Genomic DNA, 21,270 nt, shown 5'->3' with positions numbered 1-21,270 from the left:
GGTGGGAAAATGAAAGTAGCTGGGATTGTAGGTGGTATGGGATCACTTTCAACAGTAGATTTTCTACAAAAAGTCGTTGAACGCACAAAGGCAGAAAAAGACCAAGATCACATCAGGATGGTAGTTGATTTCAACACGGCGGTACCCGATAGAACAACGGCACTACTTCATGGTGGAGAGGATCCAACACCGTATCTCGTTGACTCTGTAAAAAGGCTTGAAATGGCTGGTGCGGATTTTGCTGTTTTCATTTGTAATACAGCACATGCCTTCCTTGAGAAAGTGCAAGAGCAAAGCAACATACCAGTACTCAGTCTACCAGAACTCGCCGTGGAAAGACTCAGAAAAAAAGGAATCGGTGAAGCTTGGTTAACAGGAACAAAAGGACTAATAAAAAGCGGTGTTTATCAAAAAGCAGCACAAAAAGTCGGAATGATCTTACACATCCCAAATTCAAAGATACAGGATCATCTGATGCAAATAATCTATTCCGTAAAAGCAGGAGAGCTTTCCAAAGCCGAGAAAATTTGGTATGAAAATGTAGAACCATCTCTTGGTGGTAGCGTTCTTTTGGGTTGTACAGAACTTCCGGTAGTTGCGAAGAGTCAGAGATTCAACGTAATAGACCTAAACATGGTCTGGGCAGAGATAGTCATAGAATTGTGTGGTGGGAAATTGAAATAGCTGTAGCCGGGAGGTGGAAAAGTGAATATCGCCAAAGAATCTGCAAGAAGACCTATCGCCATATTGATGCTCCTTTTGGCTATTTCAGTGATCGGAATCATCGCGCTTAGAAAATTGCACATGGAACTATTACCTCAGCTTGAATATCCATATGCCGCAGTTTTTGCAACCTACATGGGTATGGGAACTGAAGAAATAGAACAACTCGTAACAATACCAATTGAAAAAGTCATTGCGACGGTACCCGGTGTGAAGAATTTTACATCCATCTCCCAACCAGGTCTTTCTTTGATTCTCGTGGAGTACGAATGGGGTGTTGATGTACTCACTGCTTCTTCAAGGCTTGAAAGATATCTCAATATTGCTCAAACAGAACTGCCAGAACAGGTCAAGCCGACCGTCGTTGAATTTGATCCATCGATACTTCCCGTTTTTGTTTTTGCAACGACTGAAGATCCCAATTCATTCATTGACAAGATCAAACGTCTACCAGATGTATCAGGGGTGGAAAATTTAGGAGAACCGAAGAAGATAGTAAAGGTAACGATAGATCAACAAAAAGCAAGAGATCTTGGGTTAGATCTCACGTTGCTCGATACCTTTCTGGCTGGCAATTTTGTCTATCCGATGGGACAACTCAAGGACGAAAAGGGAAGTGTCTATACTGTCACAGTTGATGGGAGATTTAAAGATATCAACGATCTGAAGAATGCGATAGTCGGTTTTCGTGGACTTTCATATCAGATGGCAATGAGCGGACAGATGCCAAGACTCCTTGTACCGGTGAGATTAGGACAAATCGCAGATATACAAGTTGTGGATGAACAAGTAAGGGGATTGGTAAGGGTTGATGGTGAAAAGTCAAGTGTCATTTCAATTAGAAAGAGAGCTGGGGCAAATACTGTAAACAGCGTCAGACAAGTGAAAAAACTCCTCGATGAACTAAAGGTATCATATTCCACATTGGTAGATCAATCTCTGTACACCGAGAAGGCTATCAGCAATCTATTGAAAAACCTTATACTCGGATTGATCGGAGCTGCGATAGTTGTCATGATATTCGTATTGGATGTAAAAAGCATGATGATTGTTTCACTGAGCATTCCCATATCACTCATAATTGCTATTGTCTTGATGTATTTGTTCAGGATAAACATCGATCTTCTAACACTCGGTGGGTTAACGATGGCCGTTGGCATGTTGGTTGACAACGCAATTGTCGTTTTTGAAAATATATACAGGCATAGATCAGATGGTTTGGTATACGACGAAGCAGCATCAAGGGGTACCAAAGAAGTTTTTGGAGCTATCTTTGCCTCTACTGCTACAACGGTCATAGTTTTTGTTCCGTTGCTTTTCACTGAGAGTTTTGCCGCAACTATGTTCAAATATTTTGCCGCAACGCTCTCATTGTCTCTTGGCGCATCTCTTCTTGTGGCTGGAGTACTCGTTCCGGCGGGTTCAAGATGGATAAAAAGTAAAAAGATATCATTTTTCGAGTATTTTAAGGAACATTACAAAAAGACTCTCGATAAAGTCTTGGATAAAAAGTTATCGGTTTTTATAGCCACAATAGCTGCTGTAGTATTTTCAGCTTTCTATCTATTGAACAGACCAAGGAGCTTCATTCCAGATTTTGCCACTAATACCTTGACGATAACGGTCAAAGCCAAAGAGCAAGCGGGTTACGAAAAAACAGCAAAGATTGCAAAGCAAATAGAAGATTTCATTCTCGATAGAAAAAACAAATACAAGATCCAAGCCGTCTATTCTGATATAGGTATCACCAGCGAATTTTCACAGATAATAGGCAGTGCAAGTGAAGACAAAGCCATTATAAATATCTGGTTTACGGGTAAGAGGACACAGTACATCAAAAATAAAGAAAATCTATTACGAGAGATCTCTGCTCTGAAAATAGAAGATGCAGAGATCCAAATTGGCCAGACAGACTTTCTCTCGGAAATCTTTGGGTATCCTTTAACTGTTGAATTGACAAGCAAAGATATAGACAAATTAATGGACACAGCAAAAAATTTGAAAGAAGAACTCGTACGCGAAAAAATAGGTGAAGTTGCTATCAGGGGTGAAGCCACTGTTGAAACAATTTTGGTCAATATCGAAAGGTCTAAATCGATCTTTTCCGGCTTAGTACCTGGTCAATTGTTTATGGATCTTCAATATTATACAGTTGGAAAACAATTCGGTACTCTGAATACAGATTATGGAATACTCCCTATCTATATAAAGTTAGGAGAAATGGAAAAAGTGGATGATATTCAGCAGATTCTTTTCAAAAACATGAGAGGGCAGGAATTACCATTGAATGCAGTTAGTCAGATCGGTAAAAAAACAACACTCGGCTCAATCTCGCATAAAAATGGTCAAAGAGTTGTTTATGTGGATATTGTCAAATCACCTTACACAGTTTCACAACTGACAAACCTTGTTCAGAAAGTGATTGACAAATTAGACACAAGCGGAGTGAATTACTCTCTCGGTGGTCAGAAAACATCCTTAGATGTTTTGTTGAGAGAATTTAGAACGATCATCATTGTAGCCGCACTACTTGTTTATATGCTTCTAAGTGCTCAGTTCGAATCACTCACGATACCATTTATAATTTTCACAACTGTTCCAGTGGTAGTAATAGCACTCGCATTAGTTATGATGATCTTTGGCTATGTCTTGAATCTACCCGTCTTGGTTGGTACATTAACACTTGTAGGAGTTGTTGTGAACAACGCGATAGTCATGATAGCTTTCATTCAACAAAGATTGGATAGAGAAAGACCTTTGCGCCAAACGATAGTCGAATCTGCGGCTCTGAGATTGAGACCTATACTCATGACGACACTGACAACTGTGATCGCTTTATTACCAGTTGCCTTGAGCGCGGGTGAAGGTTCAGAACTCGAATCGCCAATAGCATGGACTATAATCTTTGGTCTTGGTATAACAACGCTTTTTGCACTATTTGCTGTGCCTGCCCTTGTGGAAATCTTTGTTGTAGTAAAGCACGAAAAGCGGAGAAAAGATCAGCAATTTCAAGCAGAAAAGTGAATTTCATTGATTTTGATGAGCGGTGGGCAGTGCGAAGGGTTATCCCTTTTTGACTGATGAAGATATTTGTGATAACTTTTATGTTGGGGAGGTGACAGGTCATGAAGAAGTTCTTTTTATTTATTTTACTCTTCAGCAGCATTTTCATCTTTGCACAGTCAAAACTGGTTATCTGGTGCTCTGAAAAACAGGTGGATATTTTGCAGAAACTCGCCGAGGAATTCAAGGCAAAGTACGGTGTAGTTGTCGAAGTACAGTATGTGAATTTTTCAGACATTAAACCCAAGTTTCTCACTGCGGCTCCAGAAGGTCAGGGGGCAGATATCATCGTCGGTGCCCACGATTGGGTTGGCGAGTTGGTGGTCAATGGATTGATCGACCCCATTCCGAGCTTCCCAGAACTCAATCAGTTCTACGAAACGGGGCTCAGTGCATTTTCTTATGGTGGAAAGTTGTACGGATTACCTTATGCACTTGAAGCAATTGCACTCATTTATAACAAAGATTTCGTACCGAACCCGCCCAAGACGGTCGATGAAATGATCCAAATCGCAAAGCAAATCGACCAAGAATTTGGTAAAGAAGTGCGAGGCTTCATCACTTCCACGGCGGAATTTTATTACGCAGTACCATTCATCCTTGGAGCAGGTGGATATGTCTTCAAAGAAACAGCAAAAGGGTTAGACCCAAAGGACATTGGGCTTGCAAATGAAGGGGCTATAAGAGGGGTCAACATCATTAAGAGATTCGTTGACGAGAAAGTACTTGATCCAAGTGACAATTACCAGATAATGGACTCCATGTTCAGAGAGGGAAAGGCAGGAATGATAATCAACGGTCCATGGGCTGTCAAGGCATATAAAGACGCCGGCATCGATTATGGTGTGGCAGTTATTCCAAATATCGATGCGAATCTTGTTGCAAAACCATTCGTTGGAGTTCAGGGATTCATGGTGAATGCAAAATCACCCAACAAACTACTTGCCAAAGAATTCTTGACCAATTTCATTGCAAGAACAGACACTATGTACAAATTGTATCTTGGAGATCCGAGATTACCGGCGAGAAAAGATGTACTGGAACTTGTGAGAGACAATCCAGATGTCGTTGCCTTCACTCAAAGTGCAGCAAATGGAGTACCGATGCCTAATATTCCACAGATGGCGGCAGTCTGGGGTGCTATGAACGATGCACTAAACCTTGTCATCAACGGAAAAGCAACCACCGAAGAAGCACTCAAGACAGCGGTTGAAAGAATCAAGGCACAAACACAATGAATCATGCCCGGCACATCATGCCGGGCTTTATCTTTTGGGAGGAAGAACTTGTGAAGTACTTATTAAAAATTTTTCTGTGGTCTTTGTTCCTACTTTTGAACGTATTTTTCTTCTGGGGGGCAAGTTTTCTAATTCAGAATTCATATTACGAAATGGGGATAGTCTTCTTTGCATTGTTGTTTCTCATAGATTTTTTCATTTTCAATCCACGTGCCTACCCATACAGATACATCGCACCCGCTCTGACGTTGTTGTTCATCCTGGTTTTGTACCCGATTTACTTCACTGTGAAAGTAGCATTCACCAATTATGGCACAGGACACTATATGCCACGACAAGAGGCGATAGAAAGGCTCCTTTATGATCCAAATTACACTTATACAATTGAAGAAGAGCGCAGTAATGATTACAAAATCTTTGTGGTTTATGATGGTATAACACCGACGGAAGACTTCATCGTTTTTTTCGATCTAAATGGCAAATTGTATTTGGGTGAAAGACCAGTACCAACAAGAAGAAAAGGTAGAGAGGTACTCCTGAGCGAATCCGCTCTGTATCCAGTAAATGGAGAGCAGATTCAGATAAATAGTCAAATTTACTCACTTGTTCCATGGACAGGTCAGTTAGAAGACGTGAAAATAATAACCGCTGGAAATAAAACTTATAAGGCATTCTACTCTCCAAAAGATCAGTTCCTTCAAATAAATTCACCGTACTTTAAGAGCAAAATAGCTCAACAATATCTTTACAAAGCAGATTTTGTTGATCTTGAAGGCAAGAAATATGCCCTCAGGGTAACATCTGAGGGGGAGTGGCAATTTGTTAGGATTGAAAGACTCTATCGACTGGGGTACGATGAAAATTTTGAGAACGGAAAGATTGAAATGAGAATGGCAATTTATAACAACAAAACCGGGAAAAAAGTGATGGAAAAAGATGGTGCGTTTTACGATAAAAACGATGAAGGTGAAGAAATCTTTCTATTGGGGTTCATAGATTATGTTGGTTCAAAGAATTTTCTAAGAATCGTTAAGGATCCAAAGGTTTCTGGTCCTTTCTTGCAGATATTCGTGTGGACTTTCATATGGGCGCTTTTGAGTGTTGTTTTGTCTCTCGCAGTCGGGTTACCTTTTGCATTAGTTCTAAATGACAAGAGCTTGAAAGCAAGAAATATTTATCGAACGTTGCTCATAATTCCATGGGCTATACCGGTTTTCATATCAGCACTTGTGTGGAGAAACGGTCTTTTGAATGAAAGCTATGGATTGATAAACAAATTTTTGTTGCCACTCTTTGGACTCAATCCAGTCAGATGGATGAACGACGCCTTCTGGGCAAGAGTTGGTGTTCTACTTGTGAATATATGGCTCACCTTCCCTTACATGATGACTATATCCTTAGGGGCATTACAGGGAATACCACCAGAACTTTACGAAGTCGCAATGATAGACGGCGCGGGTAAATTCAAGAGATTCACTGCCATCACACTTCCATTCATAATGGCTGTAATTGCACCCTTGCTTGTGAGTAGTTTTGCTTTCAGTTTTAACAACTTCACGATCATCTATTTGATCACCGCGGGAGGTCCACCTATTCCAGGCTCGACAACTCCAACGGGTTACACAGATATACTCATTTCATATGTATACAAACTTGCCTTTGAAGCCGGTAGAGGACAAGACTTTGGTTTTGCCAGTGCGATTTCCATTATGATCTTTTTCTTAGTTGGTGGAATAAGCTTCCTCAATTTCAAATTTTCGGGTGCCTTTGAAGAGGTGGGAAGATGAGTAAAGTTGTGCTTCATGCTATTTTGATCTTTTTGATTATCGTAATCTTGTTTCCCACCGTGTGGGTAATAACAACGTCTTTCAGAAGAGATGAGGCGGCGTTTTCGAGTGAACTTTTTTCCAGTCGATTGACATTGCAGAATTACATAGACCTTGTTCTACCAGAGAGAAATATGCCTGTTCTCGTTCAAGAATTGCAAAACATCATTTCACGAGCAAAACCCTTTGATCAACTGACTTTTGAGCGAGCACAAAAAAAGACCGAGGAGTCCTTGAAAAGATTGGAACAATATCTCCAGCAAACAATATCGAAACACAAAGTAACCAAAGAAACTTACCAAGAAATCGATGATTTTCTAAAGAAAAATAGCGAAACAACCAAAGAACTTGTCTTGAAGAATCTCGAAGAACTGAAAAAAGTGTCTCTAAATGAGCTCAAAAATGGACCACAAAACAAAGATCAATATGAAATTGTGCTATACGAATATCTTTCAAAAGAGCGCTTTGATTCAACGATTTTCAAGATTTTCAAAGAAGATCTCGAAACACACGTTGGTTTCTCTGTGAACAGTGTACAGGATTACGACAGTGCACTTGAAAAACTCAAGCAAGCCTATGATCTTTACATAGGAGATTATCTACAAAAGCTGAATGAAATTTCATCAAAGCTAAATCATCTGAATAAAACTTCTGAGGAACTTAGAAAACAGATTTCTCCCATACAAGATCAAGTCATGAAAACAGATTTGATTTTGAAAAATGATCTATTACCAGAATTAAATACCATATCTGACTCTTTACAAAATCTGAAGAATCTGAAGGATGATATCAAAGACAGTGCGATGAAAACCAATTTGCCGTTGGATGACTCATCTGTTTTGCAAAGCATCCCAATATCAATGGAACAACTTGGAAGGATCGAACAAAAACTGAATATTCTGAGTGATTATGCAGATTTGAAAATACCTATACAGAAAATAAAAGATATTATGAAAAACTTCACAGATATTGACGATCTTGACAGGGTAAAGATAGCATATTTGGATTTCATAAAAAGTTATAGAGAGATCCAGCCAAAATTGGAGAAGATCTTGAATGAAGTTGAAATGACATTGTCTGATATAGAAGACAAAGCGATCACTCTGCACAATGCCAATCAAGAATTAACACAGATTAAAGCACAAATAGATTCATTAGAACGTCAAAAACTCGCAGTTCAGGAGAAAGTCAATACCTTGGAAAACCAGATACTGGATGCGAGAAGAATCGGTCAGTTAAAACTGTTTTCTTATGAACTAAATAACAGAATTACAAGTGTCAAGGCTATCACATCCTTTGGTAAGACAGATCTTTTGAAATATTCTTCTCTCATGACATGGTTGAGAAATTTCATGAATTCATACCAAAGAAAGGACGAAATTTCTGCAAAACTTCGAAAAACTATTGATGATCTGAAATGGATAGAAGAATACAGAACATTTTCAACCAGATTTGAAAATACATCGAAGAACCTTGAAGAAGTTTTAAAAGCAACAAGAGACCTTTTAGATGATTTTGAAAAAACCTGGCGAAATCTTTTATCTGTCTCGTATTCAGGTGTTTTTGTGACATCTGAACATCTCAGCAAGCTCGATGATATAGTGAGATCTGAGTTCGTGAGCAAAGTGAGAGCCGATCTTGCCGTTGTGATGAGAAAAGCCGGAGTTTTGATGAATATCACACCCTTCTCTAACCTGAAAGATAGTTTTAGGAGAATAGATAAAGAATTCTACAGAATAGATCAAATATGGAAACAGAAGACAAAACACTATTTTTTGAGATGGGTTTTAAACTCTGTGGTCATCTCCTTAATCGTTGCTCTTATAACAACAGGTGTCTGTGCAACGGCGGCATATCCATTCAGTAGAATGAGGTTTACTGGAAGAAAGTATGGGATAATGAGCTTTTTGCTGATTCAGATGTTTCCCGGTGTCATTTTCATGGTTGCGATTTACAACCTTTTGAACTTTTTGGGCAGGTACATTACGTTTTTGGGAGTGGATACACCTGGTGGTCTGATCTTTGCCTACTTGACAAATATAGCCTACAACATGTATTTGATAAAGGGATTCTATGATCTAATTCCAAGCTCCTTGGAAGAAGCGGCGATAGTCGATGGTGCAACAAGATTCCAGAGTTTCTACAAAATAGTTTTACCTTTGGCAAGACCCATTCTAACAGTTGTTTTCCTGTTAGTTTTCATAGGTACGTTTAATGAATATGTAGTGGCAAGGATCATTCTCCAAAATGTTCAGAATTACACCTATGCACTTGGACTTCAAGCATTTGCAGTCGGTCCTTATGAAACAGAATGGGGGCTGTTTACTGCTGCGGCCTTGCTGGGCATGTTACCAATGGTAATACTATTCTTGTCTCTACAAAGGTATTTGGTCAGCGGCTTAACAAGAGGTGCAGTGAAAGAATGAAAGGGGCATTTCTCGATGAAGATTTTTACCTTGATGTTTTTACTGCCTATTTTGTGTTTTGGAATCATGAAACCGACTGAAGATTTCATAATTGGTGTAGATCTTTCCACGTTGTATGAAATTGAAAAGCAAGGTGGAAAATTCTATGAAAATGGAATACAAAAAGATTGTCTTGAAATTCTCAAAGATAACGGTGTCAACTGGATAAGACTCAGAATCTGGAATGATCCGACAGACGAAAATGGTGAACCCTTAGGCGGAGGAAATTGCAACTACATGAATATGACACAAATCGCTCAGAGAGCCAAGATGCTCGGTATGAAAGTGCTTATAGATTTTCATTACAGCGATTGGTGGGCTGATCCAGGAAAACAAAATAAACCAAAAGCATGGGAAAATCTACACGACGACGCTCTGAAAAAGGCTGTTTATGAGTACACAAGAGATGTCTTGGTCTACATGAAAGATCATCAAGCATTGCCAGATATGGTACAGATTGGAAATGAGTTGAACAATGGATTTTTATGGCCCGATGGAAAAATTTCAGGAAAGGATGCCGGGGGATTCGATGGTCTTGCGAGTCTGTTAAAAGAGGCTGTTAGAGCTGTGAGAGAAGTTGATCCAAAGATAAAAGTGATGATACATCTTGCGGAAGGTGGAAATAGTTCATTGTTCAAGTGGTTTTTCGATTCAATCGTTGAACGCAAAGTGGATTTCGATGTCATCGGTGCGTCCTATTACCCATATTGGCATGGAGCATTGCAGGATTTATCATCAAATCTGAATTATGTTTCGTTGAGATATGGTAAGGATGTTGTTGTGGCTGAAACCGCATATGCCTGGACTTTGGAAGATGAAGATGGTTACCCAAATATATTCGGACCAGATCAAATATCCGGGTACAAACCGACAGTGAAAGGACAAACTTCATTTCTCAGAGATCTGATCAGGGTCATCCGTTCTGTCCCCGAAGATAAGGGGCTTGGATTTTTTTACTGGGAAGGAGCCTGGATACCTGTAAAAGATGTCGGATGGAAATCAGGTGAGGGTAATCCATGGGAAAATCAGACGCTGTTTGACTTTCATGGGAATTTACTTTCATCAGTTCAGGTTTTCAAAGATTCATCTCTGCCGAGCGAAGGAGAATTCGAAATAGAAGAGGTTGCCCCTGTCAGAATCGAAATCTTCTCTAAAGAAGAATTCAAATTGCCAGAGTATGTTAAGGTAACCTTCAAAGACGATTCGATCAGATCATTGAAGGTGAAATGGAATGAGATTTCAAAAGAATTAGCGGCAGGTGAATATGTGGTAGAAGGTACGATATTGGAACTTGGGAAACAGGTCCAAGCCAAAATTTCAGTTAAAGATAAGGAAAACTACATGCTCAACCCAAGTTTTGAATCAGGTGAATTTGGTCCATGGCAAGTCAATGGCGAGCAGAAAGCGATCAAAGTAGTACGTGCAGATCCTGCACAAAATGCACATCATGGGATTTACGCGGTTAACTATTGGCTCGATAAACCTTTTGAATTTGAGCTTTATCAAATTGTGACAGATATACCAAATGGAATCTACGAAGTCAGTATGTGGATTCAAGGTAGTGGTGGAGACCTGGTGCAATTGAAGGTGAGTGATTATGGTGGTCAAGATAAAACGATAACTATTGCAAATAATGGATGGCTTAAGTGGAGCAATCCAAAGATCAGTAATATACAGATTCTCACAAACAGAATAAGAATAAGTGTGATTGTAAAGGCTAACGCTGGAAACTGGGGATGGATAGACCAATTTGAGCTCGTAAAGAGGTGAAGAAAGAGGTATACCGTCATAGACAAGATCACCATTGACAATGAGAAAACCAAGAGTCACGAATATAGGAGGTAAGAAAATGCTCGAATGGGAAAACCCAGAACTTTTGCATGAAGGTTTGGAGAAGCCTCATAGTTCGTTTATCCCATATTTTGATCCATCAACAGCGAATTGGATATATCCGGAAGACTTTTTGGCACTCAATGGAAAGTGGAAATTTCATTTTTCCACATCACCCTTGAATTTACCCAACGCATTTGAATCGCAAGACTTTGATGATACCTCTTGGAGTGAAATAGAAGTTCCAAGTAATTGGGAGTTTGCTGGATATGATAAACCTATATACACAAACACAATCTATCCTTTCAACAACAACCCTCCATGTCCACCAAAGGAATACAACCCAACAGGTATATACAGAAAAAAGGTATGGATACCCAATTCTTGGACAGGGAAAGAGATTTTTTTGCGTTTTGAAGGTGTTCGTTCCTTTTTCTATTTATGGATAAATGGCAAAAAAGTGGGATTCAGTAAAGACAGCTGTACTCCTGCTGAATTCAGGATAACAGATTTTGTCAAATCGGGTGAAAACACGATAGTTGTTGAGGTTTTGAAATGGTGCGATGCGAGTTATTTGGAAGATCAAGACATGTGGTGGTTTGCCGGTATATATCGTGATGTTTATTTGTACGCTCTGAGTAAATTACATATAAGAGATGTTTTCGTGAGAACAGAATTAGATGAACATTATAAAGATGCAAAATTATTCGTCGATGTAGATTTGAGAAATTTTCACGATCAAAAGACCAAAGATCTTTTGACTCTTTCTGTGATAAATCCACATGGTGAAAGAGATGTTCTTGAAAAAGTAGAGATCGAGGTGGATAAAGAAAGAACCCTTTCTTTTCAATTCGATATAAATGAACCACTGAAATGGTCTTGGGAGACTCCTTGGTTATACGTGTTATGTATAGAACTAAAAGAAGACAAAAAAAAGATCAATTTTGGGTTCAGAAAGATCGAAGTGAGAGATGGTAAATTGTTCTTCAACGGCAAATTATTTTATATAAAAGGTGTCAATAGACATGAATTTGACCCGAAAAAGGGTCATGCGATAACTGTTGAAAGAATGATTCAGGATATCAAACTCATGAAACAACATAACATAAACACCGTCAGAACATCGCATTATCCAAATCAAACGAAATGGTATGATCTGTGTGACTATTATGGTCTCTTTGTCATAGATGAAGCAAATATCGAATCTCACGGTGTTGGTTGGGATGAAAAAGTGACCTTGGCGAACAAACCAGAATGGGAAAAGGCACACCTTGACAGGGTTCAACGTATGGTAGAGAGAGACAAGAACCACCCCTGTGTGATCTTTTGGTCTCTTGGCAACGAAGCAGGTGATGGGAAAAACTTTGAAAAGGCTGCTATCTGGATTAAATCAAGAGATAAATCGAGATTGGTTCACTACGCTCCACTTGGAGCGGAAAAACCTGGTGATGGTTTCTACTTAGATGTCGTTTCTGTTATGTACCCTTCCTTTGATAAACTTCTCGAGTATTCTTCGAAAAAGCAAAGTAGACCTCTTGTGATGTGCGAATATGCACATGCAATGGGTAATAGTGTTGGAAATCTGAAAGATTATTGGGATGTAATAAAAAACAATCCTCATCTACACGGTGGCTGTATCTGGGATTGGGTGGATCAAGGAATCGAAAAAATAGACAAAAACGGCACCAGATTCTGGGCATATGGTGGAGATTTTGGTGATCAACCAAATGATGGAAATTTTTGCTGTAATGGTATCGTGCTACCAGACAGAACACCTGAACCAGAGCTCATGGAAGTCAAAAAAATCTATCAATACATCGAAATGACAATGACTGAAAATAATTCAATTCATATTCAGAACAACTATATGTTTACAGATCTTCGGGATTTCAATGGAATATGGATTTTAAAAGAAGACGGCTCTGAGAAGGCCAGAAGAAAATTCAAAATATCCCTTCCACCTGGTGAAAGTACATCACTAAACCTAAGTCTACCTGAACTCAAAGATGGAAGAGAATATTTTCTTGAAATTTCATTTACCACAGAAAAAGAAGAACTATGGGCACCAACAAACCACACAGTCGCTTGGCAAGAATTTCAATTGAAAAAGCCGACCTTTGAAAGAAGATATGTAAAAAAACACGTGAATATCGATGAAGATGTACGATATTATTTTGTCAAAACAAAAGATATGACTTTGAATTTTTCTAAACTCACTGGGCTTCTTGAAAAGATAATCTTCAAGGAAAAGAGCTTACTACTTGAACCTATTGTGCCAAATTTCTGGCGAGCCCCTACAGATAACGATATAGGAAATAAGATGCCAGAGAGATTGGCTATATGGAAAGACGCAGGTAAATTCAGAAGATTGCATAGAATGATTTGCCAGAAAGAGAAAAATAAAGCCATTGTCTCAACGATTTATCATCTACCAAAAGATAGTTGGTTGTATTTGACTTATACCATATTTGGAAACAACGATATTTTGGTAGATTACGCGTTCTTTCCCAATCAGAATCTACCTGAAATCCCAAGAATAGGGTTACAACTGAGAATGCCAAGGGATTTCTGGTTTGTGAAGTGGTACGGAAGAGGACCTCATGAGACATATGAAGACAGAAAGGAAAGTGGAATCTTCGGTATTTATACAAGCAGAGTTGACGAGATGTTTCACAAATACGTTAAGCCACAAGAGACAGGAAACAGAAGTGATGCAAGGTGGGTTTCAATCTCGGATGGTAGAACCTGTCTCTTTGTCTCGGGACTTCCCACGGTGAATTTCAGCGTGTGGCCCTTTTCAATTGAAGACATCGAGCAAGCAAATCATGTAAATGAATTACCAATTCGGGATTTTGTAACTGTGAATATCGATTACAAACAAATGGGATTGGGTGGAGATAACAGTTGGGGAGCACTACCACACAAAGAATACATCTTATCCGCAAAACCTTATTGCTACACTTTTAGGATGAAACCAACAGAGAATGAGAACAGTACATGGAAAACTCTGCCAGCTTTTGAACAAGATATGGATTTTTCAATGACTTTATCAAAAGAATTACTGGAGATTGGAGAGAAATTGATTGTCTCGCTGGCTGCAACAAATTATGGTTTAATCACATATCAAGACGATATCGTTTTATATCTCAACGAAAAACCAGTCCAAGTAAAGCAGCTAATGGTACCACCTTTGGAAAAACAGACAGTCAAATTCACTTTGCAATTAACAGAACCAGGTGATTATTTGATATCTACTAACATTGGAACAAAAAAGACTGTATATGTGAGAAGATATCCGATGTAAAACTGTGGGAGACTTTTTTGTCTCCCACAATGGTTTGTCACTTATGATCTTACCATTCGGTAGTTGTATACCAGTCTACTATGTTATCGATCGTCCAAATCTCACCATCTTCATAGTGTTCAATGCCTATGATGATTGGTAGATCACTCTGAATATCGACAACACCTACGTCATCTTTGATGAACTTTATCAAATCAAAAAATTTCGCCGAAAATGGTTCTATGGTACCTGATAAATCTTTTACAGTTTCACCGTTTGAATTACATATCCATATAGAGCCACTTGCCTCATCTTCATTGGGGTTTATCAAAACCAGTGCTGTCTCAGAATTGCCTTTGTTGACATAACCTGCGGCATACCAATAATATTTGGTGTCTTCAGAAGCCTGAACAGGCTCAATAACATGATCGGTGTTCAATAAGCCGTACTCTTCATCCTCATAAAAAGCAGTGATGTGTAATAGTTGATCACACTTGATCAATAGAAGACCCCAACAATCGTCATTGGATTCTATAAACTCAGCAAGGTTAATAGCCACAGTCGAATACTCTTTACTGATATAGGTGTCTTCCCAGAGCTTTTGACCAGTGCAATCAAAGGCTGAAATAGTGAAATTGGCTTCCTCTTCGCTCATGTTTGAAACAAACACGGTAGTTCTATAACCCGGTACCGACAAATGATAAAGCGCGTAAATATCTGCCAGTGCGAGAACTGCCAACACAAGTAATGCAAAGATGAAAATCCTTCTCATTGCCATCCCCCCAAAAGATGGATTGAGTTACAATTCATTCTACCACTTTTTTGAAAATCTGTGCGTCGCTACTTTCCTATAAAAACAGTGTAAAATCAAGATTGATTGAGGTGGTAAGTCATGAATGATCTGATTCTTTCGATTGATTGTGGTACACAAAGTCTAAGGGTACTCCTTTTTGATCCATTTGGCAGATTGATCGATTTTCACAAAGAAGAATATCCACAGCCTTATACATCATTGAAACCAGGTTGGGCTGAACAAGATTTGTCTGTTTATGAACAAGCGTTGGCGAAATCTTGTTTTGTTTTGAAGCAGAGAAATCCAGAGAAATGGCAAATGATAAGAGCAGTTAGTGTGACGACTCAAAGAGATACATGTGTACTTTTAGATGGAGAAGGTAGACCATTGAAGCCAGCAATACTCTGGCTTGATCAAAGAATGGCTGAATATGATTGTCATTTGCCTTTACATTATAAGATAGGATTCAAAATAATCGGAATGGATAAAGCCGCATTTATCTCAGCAAAAAAATGTAAAGCGAACTGGATAAGGCAAAATGAACCTGAGATATGGAAAAAGACTCATAAATTTCTTTTACTCTCCGGATGGTTCAATTATCTATTGACTGGACAATTCATAGACTCAGTTGCAAATCAGATAGGTCACATCCCTTTCAATTACAAAAAACAAAGATGGGCAGATCCCAAAACAGATTATCAGCCATATCTTTTCCAAATAGAAAAAGAAAAACTACCACAACTGGTTGATCCCGCAACTATTATAGGCGAACTCACTGAATATGCTCGGCAGTTGATGGGTTTAATGTCAAAGATTCCTGTGATCGCCGCCGGTTCAGATAAAGGATGCGAAACGCTTGCGATGGGATGTCTAAATGAATCTTCGGCTTGTGCCAGTTTGGGTACTACCGCAACTTTACAGATAACATCCCAAAAATACCTTGAACCGATCAAATTCATGCCACCATACCCTGCTGTAATTCCTGGACATTTTAATCCAGAAGTTGAGATCTTCAGAGGCTTCTGGATGGTCAGCTGGTTCAAAAACGAATTTGGTAATTATGAAGCGCAATTAGCGGCTCAAAGGGGTGTTGGCATCGAAGAAATCTTTGATGAACTTTTGAGAAATACAAAACCCGGTTCAATGGGCTTGATATTGCAACCTTACTGGGGCGCTGGGTTGAAAATGCCAGAAGCGAGAGGAGCAATCATAGGTTTTGGTGATGTCCACAGCAGAGCATACCTGTACAGAGCGATCATCGAGGGACTTTCATATGCATTGCTCGAAGCTGCTGGAAAAATGGAAAGAGTTTCGGGTGTGCCGATTGAAAAAGTAATGGTAGCTGGTGGTGGTTCAAGATCTGATTTTGTCTGTCAGATACTGTCAAATGTACTCAATCGTGAAGTATTCAGAGGAGAGATCTATGAAGGTTCTGGACTTGGTGCTGCAATAGTTGGATTCGTTGGATTGAAGTACTACAGAGATTTCAATGAAGCTGTGAAAAATATGGTTAGATATTCCAAGAAATTTGAACCACAAAAAGAACATACGCAACTCTACTCGCAACTTTATGAAAAAGTCTACAGAAAAATATACAAAAGACTCCGACCACTTTATAAAGCCATGCAGAAAATAACAGGTTATCCAGAGTTGTGAGAAAAATAAAAGCTGGGATTTTCAACCCAGCTTTAGAAATTCGACAAAGCCCTTTTGATGCGCAAGATAACACGCTCTCTACCTAATACCGAGAGGGTTTCAAAAAGCCCAGGAGTGACTAACTTTCCAGTTACTACACCTCTTAATAGTTGAAAGACTTTATTTTTCGATGCAATTTGGGTATTCGAGAGCGATCTGCATACCTTTTCGGTACCTTCAATGGACCAATCTTTCAATTGAGCAAAATACTCAAGGGCATTTTCCAGAACATCCTTAGCGTAAGATGTCTTGAGATATTCATCGATGAATTTTTGCTCATAAACATAATCATCGAAGAAAAATGGATAAGAAAAATCGTAGAGCTGAGATAGTGTGTTGACTTTTTCTCTACACATTGACATCACTCTCAAAGCATATTGTTCATCACTTTCAGGCATCTTCTTATTTGTGAAATGAATCCATTCGGTGAATTCACACCACAACCGTTTAAGATCCATAATTCTCATATGTTTTCCATTCACCCACTCGAGTTTTTCAGGGTCAAAAACCACACCTTTGTTGGATATACTCGACGGGTCAAAATTTTTGATCTTTTCTCTCACATCAAAAATTTCCTCTTCACCAACGCTCCAGCCGAGTAACGCGAGATAATTCATCAAACCTGTGTTTAATATTCCAATATTTCTGAAATGTTCAACAGAAGTAGCACCGTGTCTTTTGCTCAAAGGAGTTCTGTCAAAACCGAGTATCAATGGTATATGCATGAATTGTGGGGTTTCCCATTGCAAAGCGTTATAGATCATTATCTGCTTAGGAGTGTTGGAAAGGTGGTCTTCTCCTCTGAAAACGTGAGTGATCTTCATCAGATGATCATCTATCACAACAGCGTAATTGTAAGTTGGAAAACCATCGGATTTTATGATCACAAAATCCTCTATCGTCGAATTTTGAAACTCCATGTCGCCTTTCAGAAGATCATAGAATTTGGTTGTTCCCTCAGGAACTTTGAAAGAAATGGTGATATCATGACCTTCTTTTATGTATTTTTCTGGATACTCATACGTGTTCAAAATAGGTTTTTTCCTGTCTGATTTATCATAGACTGTGTAGTAAGCCATTTGCTTATCAATCAATATTCGAGCATAATGATCGTATATCCCTTTAAGAACACGTTCACTTTGTCTATATGGCCCAAAATCTCCACCAACATCTGGTCCTTCATCCCAATCAATACCACACCATTTCAAAGACTCAATGATTGCCTTTTCAGATTCTTTTGTTGATCTTTGAAGATCTGTATCTTCTATTCTTAAGATGAATTTACCATTCATTTTTCTGGCATACAGCCAGTTGAAAAGAGCTGTTCGGGCACCCCCTACATGAAGATGTCCCGTCGGGCTTGGCGCAAATCTGAGTCTTACTTCGTTCATGTTTTCTTCCTCCCGATCTCTTGGATCATTTTGATAACTTCTTCAACGGTACTCGCCTTCATCACAGTTGTGTTTTTTCTTGAATCGAGATACTTTCCTTCGATGAGAATCTCTGAGAATCTATCCGTCCAACCTCCTGTGTTGATGAAGAGTATTATCGGTTTGGATCTTGCATAAGCCATGAGTACCTCTATAGCCGTTCCAATCTCTCCACCTACCGAAACAATCACATCGCAACTTTCAACAAGTACCAAAGAACGAGTTATGTTATCAAAGGGCGTTTTGATTCTCAGAGATAGATATTGGTTTCCTGTCTCACCGTAAGGAAGTACACCAACAACTGTTCCATTCGCCCTTTTAACACCTTCTGAAACGAGTTCCATCACACCATCTCTACCGCCACAGAAAACCGTATGGTTGTTCTTGGCGAGAGCTTCTCCGAGTTGAACGCAAGTTTGTTTGATCTTTCTGATAGATGGCGAATCAACAGATCCAGAGTATCCAACGACACCGACGTTCATGTACCCAGATAAACCTCCTTGACTGTACTATTTTCAAGAACTTCACGTGGTTCTCCCTGTGCTATTATCTTTCCTTTGTGTATGATGTAGAGACGATCAACAACTTGCGATAGAGCATCGACTGTGTGATCTGTCACTATTATCCCTATGTTCCTTCCCTTAAGAGAACGAATCATCTGCTGTATATCCTTCACCGTTTTAGGATCTATACCAACAAATGGTTCATCGAGTAACAAAAAAGATGGATTGAGCGCCATCATTCTTGCCAGTTCTAATCTCCTTTTTTCTCCTCCTGAAAGATCATTTGCGTATTGATCTCTCAATTCCCATATCCCAAATTCCCTTAGCAATTCTTCGACTTTTTGCTTTCTTCTTTCTCTGTTTTTTTCATAAAATCTGAGAACCAATTCGACGTTTTCAAAAACCCTTATACCACCAAAGACCGATGTTTCTTGCTGAAGGTATGTTATACCAAATCTTGCTCTTTGACTGATTGGAACCTTTGTTATGTCTGTTCCCGAGAATATTATCTTGCCACTTGTGGGAATGACAACTCCCAACACCATATTGAAGATCGTTGTTTTGCCGGCACCATTCGGTCCCAAGAGACCTACAACTTCACCTTGTTCAACATATAGATCTACGTGATCAACAACGATCTTCCTTCCAAATTTTTTAACAAGTCCATGGCATTCAATTCTATTCATTGCGCCTTCAAATATTTTATGAGCTGGTCAGTGATATCGTATGCATCGTCACCATAAACAAGTGCTTGTTTGCTCAGGATATAATCATAACCCATCATCTTTGCGTATTTGTCTATCTTGTTTGCTATTTCATCTATCACCTGTTGCATTTTTGGTTGATATTCGTTTTGAATGAGTTGCTCATATTGTTGTTTCCTTGCAAGTATTTCCGCTTGTTTTTTCTCCAAATCCGATTGAGAAGCACCAGATTTTTGCATGTTCTCGAGTTCTTTTGTCATTTCGTTGATTTTGTTTTGATAATATTGGACATCTGCTTTGTAACGTTCGTTGAGTTCAACCATCTTGGGATACTCCTGAGTGATCCTGTTCACATCGATGAAGACTATCTTTGCATTTTCCTGTGTGGCTCCGTAAAGTAAGAATAACATCAACACAAGAACTAAAGCTGCCAAAAATATAGTTACGTTTTTCATACGAGCACCTCCTCAGAATGCAATCATATCTTTTATTTTTTCAACTGTTTTTGGACCTATGCCTGGTACTTGTAGAAGATCTTCTGGTTTTTTGAAGAACCCATTTTTCTCTCTGAATTTGATAATTTCACTTGCTTTGACTTCTCCTATACCAGGAAGTTCTAAAAGTTCTTCCAAAGTAGCCGTGTTTACATTGATCTTTCTAATACTTGATGGAACAGAAGAACTCCCAAGTCTCACATAATTTGATATCCTCTGAGCCGTAGATTTACCAATTCCAGAGACTTTTACTAAATCATCAACAGTTTTAAAGGGACCATTTTGTTCCCTGAATTGAATTATGGCCCTTGCCTTCGCCGGGCCAATCCCAGGTATTTCAAGTAACTCTTCGTAAGAAGCCACATTGATATCTATTGGAAATTCAATGGTTCTTCGAGCTACTTCTTCTGATGCCACATCTTCTTTTTTGTAACTCTTTTCAAGTGCAAATCCTAAAAGGAGTATCAAACCAACAAAAGAAATGAGAATTAACCTTTTTTCACTTACCGAAAGCTTCAAGGTGTTATTCTCCCCACATATCCGGGGCGCTGAGTACCAGCTATCTTCATCACCTCTGTCCAATCCAATTTCTTGTTAAAATCTTCTGCACTATTGACATCGCTAAAAGCCCCTATCACGAGTGAATACCAATCACGCCCATCTCGTGTAAAATGCATCAGATAAGCAGGATAACCAGCACTTCTAAAAGCCAATACTCGTTCCATAGCAGTTTCTTTGTTCACAACTGACAGTACAAGTACTCCATACAAAGTGCGCATAGGCGTGAGATTTTGAAAGATGTAATCACCAACGATCCCAACTGTGTAAGTATCTTTGGAATATTGGCAGATCAAAAATGGCAGATTAGAAGCCCTGATGACCTTTAGAGCATCTTCTGATTGTAGAACATAAACCGATACACTTGCGCCCTTTTCAACCACTTCAACTGCTTGAATTACGAGTTTTTTGTAATCAAATTCTTCTATTCTGTAGACAGAAGGAGTCACATACTCTGTTGAAGAGTCAGTTGATGTACTTGCTTTAGTCGGTACTTCGATTTTCGGTGGTGGTACCTCTACTATCTCCACTTGGATATTGGAACGACTTTTCAAAACAAAAAACGTTGCAAGTGTAAAACTGACAAAACCGATGCTCAATGCGATTATTAATATAGCAAGTAATCGAGCCTGCATTTCGGTCAATCTGATTTGACCTTTCGGCAC

Annotated in this window: 15 protein-coding genes; 8 read left to right on the top strand and 7 right to left on the bottom strand. The window is 39.1% G+C overall.

What is annotated here, in order from left to right:
* Positions 1-9 precede the first annotated feature (9 nt).
* The 7 genes from cuyB (at position 10) to lacZ (ending at position 14,449) form a co-directional block, all read left to right on the top strand.
* Positions 10-684: a cysteate racemase gene (gene cuyB / locus TSP02S_RS03525; protein WP_041081923.1), complete on the top strand. Its 675-nt coding sequence runs from the start codon at positions 10-12 to the stop codon at positions 682-684.
* 21 nt (positions 685-705) lie between these two features.
* The gene (locus TSP02S_RS03520) at positions 706-3,747 is read left to right on the top strand and encodes an efflux RND transporter permease subunit (RefSeq protein WP_041081921.1); all 3,042 of its coding nucleotides are present in this window, start codon (positions 706-708) and stop codon (positions 3,745-3,747) included.
* 101 nt (positions 3,748-3,848) lie between these two features.
* Entirely contained in the window at positions 3,849-5,024 is a 1,176-nt protein-coding gene (gene malE, locus TSP02S_RS03515) for a maltose/maltodextrin ABC transporter substrate-binding protein MalE (RefSeq protein ID WP_041081919.1), read from the top strand.
* A gap of 50 nt (positions 5,025-5,074) precedes the next feature.
* Positions 5,075-6,811 carry a DUF4896 domain-containing protein gene (locus TSP02S_RS03510; RefSeq protein WP_041081917.1) on the top strand — a complete coding sequence of 579 codons (1,737 nt, stop codon included), beginning with the start codon at positions 5,075-5,077 and terminating at the stop codon, positions 6,809-6,811.
* Entirely contained in the window at positions 6,808-9,276 is a 2,469-nt protein-coding gene (locus TSP02S_RS03505; protein ID WP_041081915.1) for an ABC transporter permease subunit, read from the top strand. The genes TSP02S_RS03510 and TSP02S_RS03505 overlap by 4 nt, the downstream gene beginning before the upstream one ends.
* 15 nt (positions 9,277-9,291) lie before the next feature.
* Positions 9,292-11,085: a glycosyl hydrolase 53 family protein gene (locus tag TSP02S_RS03500; RefSeq protein ID WP_041081913.1), complete on the top strand. Its 1,794-nt coding sequence runs from the start codon at positions 9,292-9,294 to the stop codon at positions 11,083-11,085.
* Between the two features lie 79 nt (positions 11,086-11,164).
* Positions 11,165-14,449: a beta-galactosidase LacZ gene (gene lacZ / locus TSP02S_RS03495; RefSeq protein WP_041081911.1), complete on the top strand. Its 3,285-nt coding sequence runs from the start codon at positions 11,165-11,167 to the stop codon at positions 14,447-14,449.
* 49 nt (positions 14,450-14,498) lie between these two features.
* On the opposite strand, the gene TSP02S_RS03490 is transcribed toward lacZ, so the two are convergent.
* The gene (locus tag TSP02S_RS03490; RefSeq protein ID WP_041081909.1) at positions 14,499-15,200 is read right to left on the bottom strand and encodes a hypothetical protein; all 702 of its coding nucleotides are present in this window, start codon (positions 15,198-15,200) and stop codon (positions 14,499-14,501) included.
* A 120-nt stretch (positions 15,201-15,320) separates the two neighbouring features.
* Here TSP02S_RS03490 and TSP02S_RS03485 point away from each other — a divergent pair, with 120 nt between their 5' ends.
* A complete protein-coding gene (locus tag TSP02S_RS03485; protein ID WP_041081907.1) occupies positions 15,321-16,877 on the top strand; it encodes an FGGY-family carbohydrate kinase in 1,557 nt (518 codons plus the stop codon).
* Between the two features lie 32 nt (positions 16,878-16,909).
* Here TSP02S_RS03485 and gltX read toward each other — a convergent pair whose 3' ends face one another.
* From gltX to TSP02S_RS03455, 6 genes are read right to left on the bottom strand one after another with little or no spacing between them, the layout of a single operon-like run.
* Entirely contained in the window at positions 16,910-18,307 is a 1,398-nt protein-coding gene (gene gltX, locus TSP02S_RS03480; protein WP_041081905.1) for a glutamate--tRNA ligase, read from the bottom strand.
* Entirely contained in the window at positions 18,304-18,828 is a 525-nt protein-coding gene (locus TSP02S_RS03475) for a TIGR00725 family protein (protein ID WP_041081903.1), read from the bottom strand. Before TSP02S_RS03475 ends, gltX begins: the two co-directional genes overlap by 4 nt.
* A complete protein-coding gene (lptB, locus tag TSP02S_RS03470) occupies positions 18,825-19,535 on the bottom strand; it encodes an LPS export ABC transporter ATP-binding protein (protein ID WP_041081901.1) in 711 nt (236 codons plus the stop codon). The genes TSP02S_RS03475 and lptB overlap by 4 nt, the downstream gene beginning before the upstream one ends.
* A complete protein-coding gene (locus TSP02S_RS03465; RefSeq protein WP_041081899.1) occupies positions 19,532-20,008 on the bottom strand; it encodes an OmpH family outer membrane protein in 477 nt (158 codons plus the stop codon). Before TSP02S_RS03465 ends, lptB begins: the two co-directional genes overlap by 4 nt.
* A gap of 12 nt (positions 20,009-20,020) precedes the next feature.
* Positions 20,021-20,566 (bottom strand): ComEA family DNA-binding protein, encoded by a 546-nt coding sequence (locus TSP02S_RS03460; protein WP_041081897.1) that lies wholly within the window; start codon positions 20,564-20,566, stop codon positions 20,021-20,023.
* A complete protein-coding gene (locus TSP02S_RS03455) occupies positions 20,563-21,270 on the bottom strand; it encodes an SPOR domain-containing protein (protein ID WP_041081895.1) in 708 nt (235 codons plus the stop codon). The genes TSP02S_RS03460 and TSP02S_RS03455 overlap by 4 nt, the downstream gene beginning before the upstream one ends.

It is taken from the genome of Thermotoga profunda AZM34c06 (genome assembly GCF_000828675.1).
In the GTDB taxonomy this organism is placed as follows: domain Bacteria; phylum Thermotogota; class Thermotogae; order Thermotogales; family DSM-5069; genus Pseudothermotoga_B; species Pseudothermotoga_B profunda.
This window is presented reverse-complemented; position numbering and strand designations above follow the sequence as displayed.